General features: G+C 37.0%; 3 protein-coding genes. All 3 read left to right on the forward strand.

The annotated features are described in order from the left end of the window. The first annotated feature begins 274 nt into the window (after positions 1–274). The 3 genes from AW729_RS03460 to AW729_RS03470 all read left to right on the forward strand — a co-directional run bounded on the left by AW729_RS03460 (position 275) and on the right by AW729_RS03470 (position 10,778). Positions 275–8,896, forward strand: a complete 8,622-nt coding sequence (locus AW729_RS03460; RefSeq protein WP_112123789.1) for an Ig-like domain repeat protein — start codon at positions 275–277, stop codon at positions 8,894–8,896. A 283-nt stretch (positions 8,897–9,179) separates the two neighbouring features. Next, positions 9,180–10,295, forward strand: a complete 1,116-nt coding sequence (locus AW729_RS03465) for a zinc ribbon domain-containing protein (RefSeq protein WP_112123790.1) — start codon at positions 9,180–9,182, stop codon at positions 10,293–10,295. A gap of 294 nt (positions 10,296–10,589) precedes the next feature. Further along, positions 10,590–10,778 carry a hypothetical protein gene (locus AW729_RS03470; protein ID WP_112123791.1) on the forward strand — a complete coding sequence of 63 codons (189 nt, stop codon included), beginning with the start codon at positions 10,590–10,592 and terminating at the stop codon, positions 10,776–10,778. Positions 10,779–10,900: the final 122 nt, after the last annotated feature.

Genomic DNA, 10,900 nt, shown 5'->3' on the forward strand with positions numbered 1-10,900 from the left:
CCAATAATTCAATTATAAAATCACAAAACAATATAAAATTTTATAATTTTAAAAAATATATGAATATAAACTGCTTTTTTTTAAAAAAAAATACTAGTGGAAATAAAATCATTTATTTATAACTAATTTTCCAAAAATAATAAAAAATATATACTTATTACAAACATATTAAATATCATTCAATGATAATACCTATTCAACTATCATAACAATTTAAAAATAGTTAAGACAGGGTATTTTCATTGATGTAATTATAATTATAATGTGATTTAAAATGAATAAAAAGAATGTAAAAATTTTTACATTTATTTCATTAATCTTTGTAGCATTACTAATTATAGGAGGAGTCTCAGCGGCAGTTGATGACAGTCCAGCTGCAACAGTAGACGATGATACCATAACAGCCGATGCTGTAACAGCATCGAGTGATGTTCAAAGTAATAATGAGATAATAACGAACGAAGCAATTAAAGAAGAACGCTCTGTTAAAGGAGCACAACAACAATTGCCGGCAAATGACTACTCTGAGTTAAAGACGGCTGTAAATACAGCTAAAATGGATGATAATGACGCAAACTCATACGTCATCTCATTAAGTCAGAGCGGAACATACGAAGTGGATGCTCCAATCAAATGGACTTCAATGGGTAATCCGACGTTAACAATTGAAGGAAACGGTGCAACAATTACCGGAAACTCCAATCAGTTTTTCACGATTAACTCAGGAAGAACCTTGATAATTAACAATATAATCATTGATGGAACATCTGCTGACGACGGTGGAGCAATAAACAATAATGGAACAATTACATTAACGAATTCCATTATTAAAAACAGTATAGCAACAAATGGTGGAGCAATCTACTCAATCGGAACAGTTAACCTTGAAAACGTTACATTACAGGCAAACGAAGCCACTAAAAAAGGTGGAGCAATCTACTCAACCGGAACAGTTAACGCCAAAAACGTAACATTCAAAGACAACCTTGTAACAGATGGTAGTCACGGTGACAATGACGGTGGAGCTGGTATCTATACTACCGGTGCTATATACATAGAAGATTCCACATTTGACTCAAACATTGGTCAATATACAGATACATCTTCATCAAGTAACGGTGCTGACGGTGGAGCAATTCGTGTTAAGGATAGTATAAGTGATATGATAATAACTAATACAACTTTCACAAACAACAAAGGTAGACACGGTGGAGCATTATTAATCTGTGATGATGAAGGAAGAAACCAAGGTATAAAGAAAATTACCGGTTCAACATTTACCGGAAACCAGGCTATCTATGGTGGAGCTATAGAAGTATACAATGATCTAATCATTGAAGACTCTGTATTTGAAGAAAACTCCGTAAAAGGTATAGGTTCTGGTAATAGAAACCCATTAGGTGGAGCTATCTGTGTAAATGATTTAGTAGATAATGGAGCACCAGGTAGTTTATCTGTTAAAAACACTACCTTTGAAAAAAATACCGCTTCAACAACTTTCGAAGAGGGTACAACCAATTATGGTTCCGGTGGAGCTATATATAATAGCGGACCAGGAGCAACCATAGAAAACTGTACATTTACAGAAAATGAAGCATATGATGGTGGAGCAATAGAAGATGAAGCTACCTCCTCAACAATCAAAGATTCCGTATTTGAACAAAATACGGCAGTTGAAACTGGTGGTGCAATATTCACAATAAACAATGGTACTGGAACCACTGCAAATATAAACAATTGTACGTTTACAGAAAACTCTGCAAATAATGGTGGAGCCATAGCCACTATTGGAAATACCACGATGAATATTGATGAATGTTCATTTGACCAGAATACGGCTACCAGTAATGGTGGTGCATATTACTCAACTTGGGATACATATAATCTACCAAGATTATTCAAACATGCTTCAATAACAAACAGTAACTTTACTGACAATACTGCAAATGACTATCCTGCTATCTATGATAGTAATAGTGGTCCTTTCAATGGAGGATCTAGTTCAACAGTAATCGATAATTGTAAATTTGAAGATAATGTCGCTACATCAGCTAGCGGTTCAACAATATATACCCGATATGCTTCAACATCAATTACCAATTCCAATATATCAGACACAAATAATCGTGCTATTGCAAGTGTATGGAATAACGGTGTAGCAAATATGGAAAATGACATCGTTAATGGTTTAGACGTAGATTCAATGAATAATGGTAACCTTGAAGTATCCGTATCCAATTATGCAGAGTTAGTAGCTATCACTGATGTACTTAATAATCAGTATAATAGTGCTGACCCAGTATACATAAACTTTACAGGTGATGCAGTATATACTGAAACTGAACCGATAGCATATGAGAACATCAATTGTCCAGTAACATTTATCGGTAACGGTAAGACAATAGACGCTAACGGCATGCAATTTGTTACAATAGGTGAAGGAAAATCACTTACAATACGAAATTTAACAATCAAGAATGCACAGGCAGATAATGGAGCAGCAGTATTAAACTATGGTTCATTAACAGTTAATAGCGATTCAGTATTTGAAGATAATAGTGCATTATACAATGGTGGAGCAATTTACAGTACTGGTAATTTAACAATTACTAAAACAAACTTCACTAATAACGAAGTTACCACACACCAAGGTGCAGGTCAAAAGGATTATGGTGGAGGAGCAATCTGTTCATTAGGTAAATTATCCGTGCAAACCTCCAATTTCGTTGAAAATACCGCTGCACACAATGATGTAGAACCTAACGGTGACGGTGGAGTAGCTGGAGCTATACTTGTACTAAACACTACACAGGAAGTTTCAATCACAACATCCAACTTCACCAAAAACGACGGACGTCACGGTGGAGCAATAACAATAAACAACAATGACAAAGAAAACACCAAAAAAGTTACAATCAACAAAAACAACTTCGTTGAAAACACGGCTTTATACGGAGCAGCAATAGATACTTATCAACAAGCAAACATAACCAACAACAACTTCACTAAAAATACTGTTACAGGTCAAGGTAGTGGAGATAGAGTACCTATGGGTGCAGCTATCTGTGCAAACCAAGGAGACTACGAATATACATTAACACTCATTAACAACACCTTCAAAGAAAATGAAGCACAAGATAATGGTTGTGGCGGTGTAATGTTAACAATGCCAGATAGTACAATAGTATCATCCAACAACGTATACGAAAACAACAAAGCATACGATACCGGTGTAGCATGTATACAAGGCAGTGCAACATTCACCAACGATACATTCACAGGAAACGAAGGTACAGGATATACTGGAGTATTCACACAAGCAGGTGATGAACTAACCATTACAGGATGTACATTTGAAAACAATGAAGGTAACGGATACGGTGACATAGCATATGCATATGAGGGTTATGAGGTAACAATAACCGATTCAACTATCATTACCGAAAACGAATTCGGTGACCTGATGTCACCTGCCAATTCAGATGACTTTGAAGGTACAAACGTAAAAGTAAACGGTGTAACATTCGCATACACAGACTTTAAAGATCCTATTGTATTCGATGTAGCCGATTACCAGGAACTTGTAGATTTAGTAGCATTAATTAAATCCGAACAGATAGCATTCAATGTAGTTGCCAACCTAACCGGTACTACATATACTGAAACAGAACCTATCGTACTGGATGACACGTTCCCAGCAGAAAGTTTCACAATTGAAGGAAACGGTAAAACCATTGACGCTAGTGGAATGCAATTCTTAACAGTAGGCGAAGGTCAAACAGTAACAATCAATAACCTAACAGTTGCTAATGCTCAGGCTGACAATGGTGCGGCAATCATAAACCATGGTGACTTAACAATTAATGATGCTGTATTCGAAGACAACCAGGCATTATACAGAGGTGGAGCAATCTTAACTGATGGTACACTAACAGTCAACAGAACAAAATTCACCAACAACCAAGTAACCACACACCAAGGTGCCGGAAGCAAAGACTACGGTGGAGGAGCAATCTGTGCATTCGGAGAACTAACAGTAGATGAATCCGTATTCACCGCAAACGTCGCAGCACACAACGACGTAGAACCTAACGGTGACGGTGGAGTAGCAGGAGCAATACTAATACTAAACAACTCCGAAGACATAACCATCACAAACTCAAACTTCACACAAAACACAGGACGTCACGGTGGAGCAATCACCATAAACGACAACCTACACAGAGATGAAGGAACCGTAACAATAGATTCCAACAACTTCGACAACAACGACGCACTATACGGTGCAGCTATAGACACCTTCCACTCAGCCATCATAACCAACAACAACTTCACAAACAACTGGATAGATGGTCAAGGAAGTGGAGACAGAGTACCTATGGGAGCTGCAATCTGTATAAACAATGGTGGAGACCCAGACTACACCATAACACTAGAAAACAACATATTCCGTGGAAACGAAGCAAAAGACAATGGATGTGCCGGTGCAGTATTCACAATGCCAGACACTACATTAAACTCAGCAAACAACGTATACGAAAACAACAAAGCATACGATACAGGTGTAGCAACCATACAAGGTATTGCAACATTCACCAACGATACATTCACAGGAAACGAAGGTACAGGATATACTGGAGTATTCACACAGGCCGGTGACGATTTAACCATTACAGAATGTACATTCGAAAACAATGAAGGTAACGGATACGGTGACATCGTATATGCATATGCTGGTTATGATGTAACAATTACTGATTCAACCATAAACGGTGATGACACAGAATTTGTTGCCGGTTCAGGTAGTGTTACAGCTACCGGTAACACGGTTAATGATGTTGTAGTTGCTGAAGGATTAGTATTAACTGCTATTGATGACTTGACCATTACAGAAGTAATTAACGGTGAAAACATTACTGTTGTTGTAAAGGCAACTAGTGATGACTCAATTGTCACTACTGGTACTGTTGATTTATATGTCGGTGACACACTAATCTCAAGTGACTGTGCTGCTGATGCTGCCGGATTTAACGTAACAGTTAACACCAACCTATACGGTGATAATGAAGTTACAATCAAATACTATGATGACAGTGGTGTATATGTAAGCAGCGAAAAAACGATTGACTTAACAATCGATATGATACCTGCAACAATAGACATTACCACTCCTGTAGATGTTATAGCAACTGATGCTACTGTAATTCCATTTACGGTAACAAGCGGTGATGAAGTACTCAATCATGGTACTGTAACTGTTAAAGTGGTTAATGAGAATGGTGAACCATTAGTAGGTACGCCTGATCAAACAATTGACCTTGCAATAGACAACCCAGAATTTACTGTAACACTTTATGAAGGTACATACTACTACAACCTATCATATGCTGATGACGACTATGTAGCAGACAATGTTACAATTGAAGTTATTGCAAGTAAATTAGACGCATATGTTGCAGCTGATGATGAAGAAGGATACTTCGATGAAGACATTACAGTCACAGTATACATTACTGATGAAGATGATGAAGCTGTTACACAGGGTACATTATCCTTTGTTGATGAAGACGGCAATGATGTGATTGATCCTATAACTATTACTGGTGAGCAAACAACTGCTACGTTCAACTATCCACTAGCAGGTCAGTATGACATTACCATAAAATATGAGGATGGTAAATATAAAGCAGCTGATTGGGACTTAACAATTACCGTATTCAGCAAAGAAGCAGAAATCAACACGACAAATGCAATAGATGTCTATGCTGGTGAAGATATAACTATCACGGCTAATGTATTATGTGATGATGAACCAATTACCGTCGGTAAACTGGTATTATACAAGGATGATGAAGTTGTGGATGAATGCGAACTAACAACAGGCACAGCTACATTCAACATACCTGCATATACCGAGGCTACTCAGGAGACATATGTCCTTAAATATGAGGGTAACGGCAACTATGAGGTAGAAGATGATGCAACAGTAGTCATAACAGTCACACAGTTACCTGCTACAATTAACGTCAACCCTACTACCATCAATACGATTGCAACCGATGCAACCAGTATTCCATTTACAGTAACAAGTGGCGATGAAGTATTAACCGTAGGTACTGTAAGGCTTAAAGCCGTTAACATCCTTGGTCAAGCAATAGTCGGTACACCTGATCAGGTAATTGACCTGTCAACACAAGAGCCGGTATTTACCGTAACGGTCTTTGAAGGTACGTACTACTACAACCTATCATATGAAAATGTTAAATATGTAACTGATAACGTAACAGTAACCGTTGTTGCAAGTAAAGTACAAGCTACAATCGTGGCCGATGATGTAATCAACGGTTATATCGATGAAGACACTCCTATAGTCATCAAAATAGAAGATGGTGAAGGAAACGCTGTAACCCAGGGTACGATTACACTTCTCAAGGAAGGCATGCCATTAAATTCATATGAGGTTACAGGTGAAAACACGACTATCAAGTTAGTCTATCGGGATGTAGCTACTGAAACAATAACTCTCAGATATGAGGATGGAAAATACACTGCAAGCGACAAGGACGTAACCATTAACATACACAAGGTACCAACCACAACAAGCGTTGAAGACCAAAATGTAAAGGTTGACGACACGGTAACACTTACTGCAACAGTACTTGACAAGGACAACAACCCAGTTACAACAGGTACCATATACTTCAAGGATGAAGATGGAAACATTGTACACACAGTTATCCTAAACAATGGAGAAGAACCTGTATATTCATACACGGCAAGTGATGCCATAACTCAAACATACACCATTTTATACAGGGGAAGTTCCAAATATGTCAACAGCACTGCTACAGCAACCGTAACGGTAACTAAATATGATACCACTCTAACGGTTAACAGTCCGACAGTAAACGTTGACGATACCGTAACAATCACGGCTACACTAGTGGATGAAAACAACAACCCGGTAACAGCTGGAAAAGTACAGTTCAAAGACGGTGAAGGAAACATTGTATATACTGCAAACCTTGCAAACGGTGACGAACTGGTATACTCATACACTTCAAGCCTAGAAGGAGTTGAAGATATTACAGTAAGCTACCTTGGTACATATAAATATGAAAACGATACGGCTGTTGCAACCGTAACAACCAACAAGATAGAGGTTACAATCAACACCGATAAGGATGAATATTCAGACCTCTTCGGCGTAGACATACCAATAACCATAACCATAACAGATGGTCAGGGCAATGCCATTACACAGGGTACAATAACCATCTACGAGGATGATGCTGTGGTCAACACCACTACAATTACAGGTGAATCAACCACGTTCACATTCAACTATCCACAGGCAGGTACACATAATTTGGTAATCAAGTATGATAACTACAAATACTCTGCAGAGGATAAGGAAGTTGTTGTAGATGCAGAAGCTAGAGAAGCAACAATCATAACCAGCGATGTTGACGCATTCGTAGGAGATGATGTTGTGATTACTGCAACTGTTGAATCCGATGGAGTGGAAGTAACCGAAGGTAAAATAAGATTCATTAACTCTGACGGCGATGTACTGGCTGAATGTGACCTATCCAATGGTCCTGCTACATACGACTTCGGCGTAATTACAGAAGTATTTGATGATGAGATAAGCGTTGAATATGTAAGTGACAACTACTACGCTGATGATGAAACCATTATTGTGGAAGTAATCAAACAGATGGCAGACGTTGTATTAACCACTAGTGACGTGGCTATAGCTACCCCAATTACTGTAACGGCTAATGTAACCTATGAGGATGAACCTATCAACCAGGGTCAAATCATATTTACCGATGCTAATGGAAACGTAATCGACACGGTTAACGTAGTGGACGGTATTGCAACAATCACTGTTCAATACGATGATGTAGGTACCTACACCATTAACGCCGAATTTGTCGACTCAGCATATGAGGGTGAAGAAAACATTGACATTACAATCAACAAGATACCAGTTACACTAGCCATCAGCGAGGATCAGACTATTGCAGTTGGAGATACGGCTACAATCACAGCTACGGTCACAAGTGAAGATGGCTTTGTAAATGCAGGTAAGGTAATATTTACTAAAGGTACGACCAAACTTGCAGAAGTTAACGTAGTGGATGGTGTTGCCAGCTTTGACTACACACCAACAACATCAGGTAGTGTGGACATTACAGCCAAATACGTACCGGATGACATCTACTCAATAGATGAGGACACGGCTACATGTACAGTAACGGCTGATAAAGTAAATACCACCACAACACTTGATGATGTGACCTTAACTGCCGGTAAAACTGTTACATTAACAGCTCGCATAACCGCTAGTGATAACTCAATTGTATCAGCAGGTAAAGTTGCATTTAAAGTAAACGGTAAAACACTTAAGGATGCAAACGGCAAAGTCATCTATGCCAAAGTTGTTGACGGCGTTGCCACATATGAATATGAAGTCCCATCAGACTTAGTCGGTAAGAACGTGACAATAGAAGCTGTATACAGTGGTTCAAGTAAATATCTTAAATCCAACGATAAACCAGCTGAGCCAAAAACTGTTTTAAGTGGTGTTGCAGATATTGAAATTACCAGTGCCGCTACAGTTACAAAAGGTGAAAACGCTACGTTTACCGTTAAGGTTACCGACAATGGTGCAAACGTCAATGGAGGTAAAGTAGTTCTTAAAATCAATGGTAAAACATTGAAAGACACTAACGGTAAGGTAATCTATGCAAATGTTGTTGACGGTATTGCAAGTGTTGAATACTTAATACCTGAAAGCATGAAATCCAAAGATTACACGTTAAGTGCTGTATTTACAAGCAGCAACTATGAGCGTTGTGAAACCAACCAAACCATTACGGTACAATAAAATTCGAACTTATGACCTTGGAGGATTTATATGATTAAATCTTCCACCACTATTTTTTTTTGCATATTAACTTTTAATATCCATACATTTTACATTACTGTTTTAAAGTAAAAATCCTTTGAAATTTATTTATTATTCATAATTTCTTGATAAACACCATTAGTGTTATGGGTGTAATATCCATTTTAAAAGTAGAGTTAAATAGTATAAATTAGATATATTTTATTATATGTAAAAATGATTTAATCATTTATCTAAAATGAGTATAAGGAGGGATTAATCCTTGCACAAATGCAACAATTGTGGTCATATGAACCCCGACTACATCAATGTATGTCTTGAATGCGGCTGTGACTTGGACACGCTTGTGCCACGCCAGTTTAATGATGATGTTGATGAATCAGAGGAGGAATATGAGCTTACACAAGAGGAATTAAACAAACTTAGAAGCAAAAACAAACTCCCATATGATAGCGTTGCGAGTGACGATAAGTTACCCGATAATGTCATCCTGGATGATGACGCCCATGATGACTGTGACTGTGGAGTAGATCATGAAGCAACATATCAAAAGGAAGAGTTGAAAGGTAGTGATGATGCACATTATACGGTTGATCACTATAATGACAATTATTATGCAAGAAATGCCTATGAACAGGAGGTACTTCCCGTTAACCTGAACGGTCATAAGAGTTACTACTCTTATCTTCAGAGCCTGAAGGATGAAGTGCCTGAAATTGGGAAAAACTTCATTACAAAAAGAATTGATAAAAAGTCAGCCATAGCAATATTTGTATTACTTCTTGCACTTGTAGCTATCATCACCCCTGTAATAGCCCAGAGTGAATATAATTCATATGAAAGAACCCAGTTTAACACTTTCAGTACTGTGGCATTGAATAATGAGTTAGCCTCCAATCAGTTATTGGCACAGATTGCAACCAGTAATCAGACGCCTGAGGATAAGGTGACACAGTTAAACAATCTAAGTACAACGCTTGATTCATCCATTAAGAATACCGAGCAATTCAATAACTTCACATTTAACTCTACACGACATGAATTCCTTGAGTTACAGATAGAGGCACTTAAGATTGACAAGAAAAATATTGACATGTATCAGGAGTTATATCAGATACAGGCCGATTACATGAACAATAAGATTAGTGACGCGGAGGTTCAGGAAAGAATCAGCAAACTGCCTGATCCATCAGCGGATTTATCAAAAATGGAGGATATCCATGTGAGACTCTATGATATTATCGATAAGGATCCTATCATAAAGTCCGACTTTAACAATAACAGGGTTACTCCTATCTATCAGACATTGGCTTCAAACGTAAATGCTACAAATAACACTACGGCAAATAACACTACAACAAACAATAGCACCAATTAAAATTATTCATCCCCTCCTTAACAATTTTTTTTTAAGTTACAATTAAAATAATTATGAAATGCTATTTTTTAACTTATTACATGTAGATGTACATATCCAATAATTATAGAATCATATAATACAATTGATATTATTTAATATAGATGCCGTTATATTAATTTAAATAGATTCAATATGAATATAATTGATTATTATTTGATGATTATGATAAGTAGAATCATTTGAATAAATGTATTGAAAAAATAGTTCAATATATCAATTATAAAGCATGAACTTTAAAAGGTTTTTAAGATAATGATACATAATGTTACCTGCAAAGAGGACATGAAAAAAATACGAAGACACGACAACAATAATACATTCAGCACAATACCCCATTATGCATGGGTATCTGATGATAAAAAGAGCGAAAACCCAAAACTAAAAACGACAACCGGCAATAAAAATAATAGACAAACCAAAATAAAAAGATACGGACAATAAGAATAAGATTGTTTTAAAGGCAATTTGCTTAGAAAAATTTAAAGCTATTTTTACAAATTCCTAAATTCAAAAATCCATAAAATAAACTATTTTTACAAATAAATTACAAATAAAAGTAGATA

The sequence above is a fragment of the Methanosphaera sp. BMS genome (assembly GCF_003268005.1).
Classification (GTDB): domain Archaea; phylum Methanobacteriota; class Methanobacteria; order Methanobacteriales; family Methanobacteriaceae; genus Methanosphaera.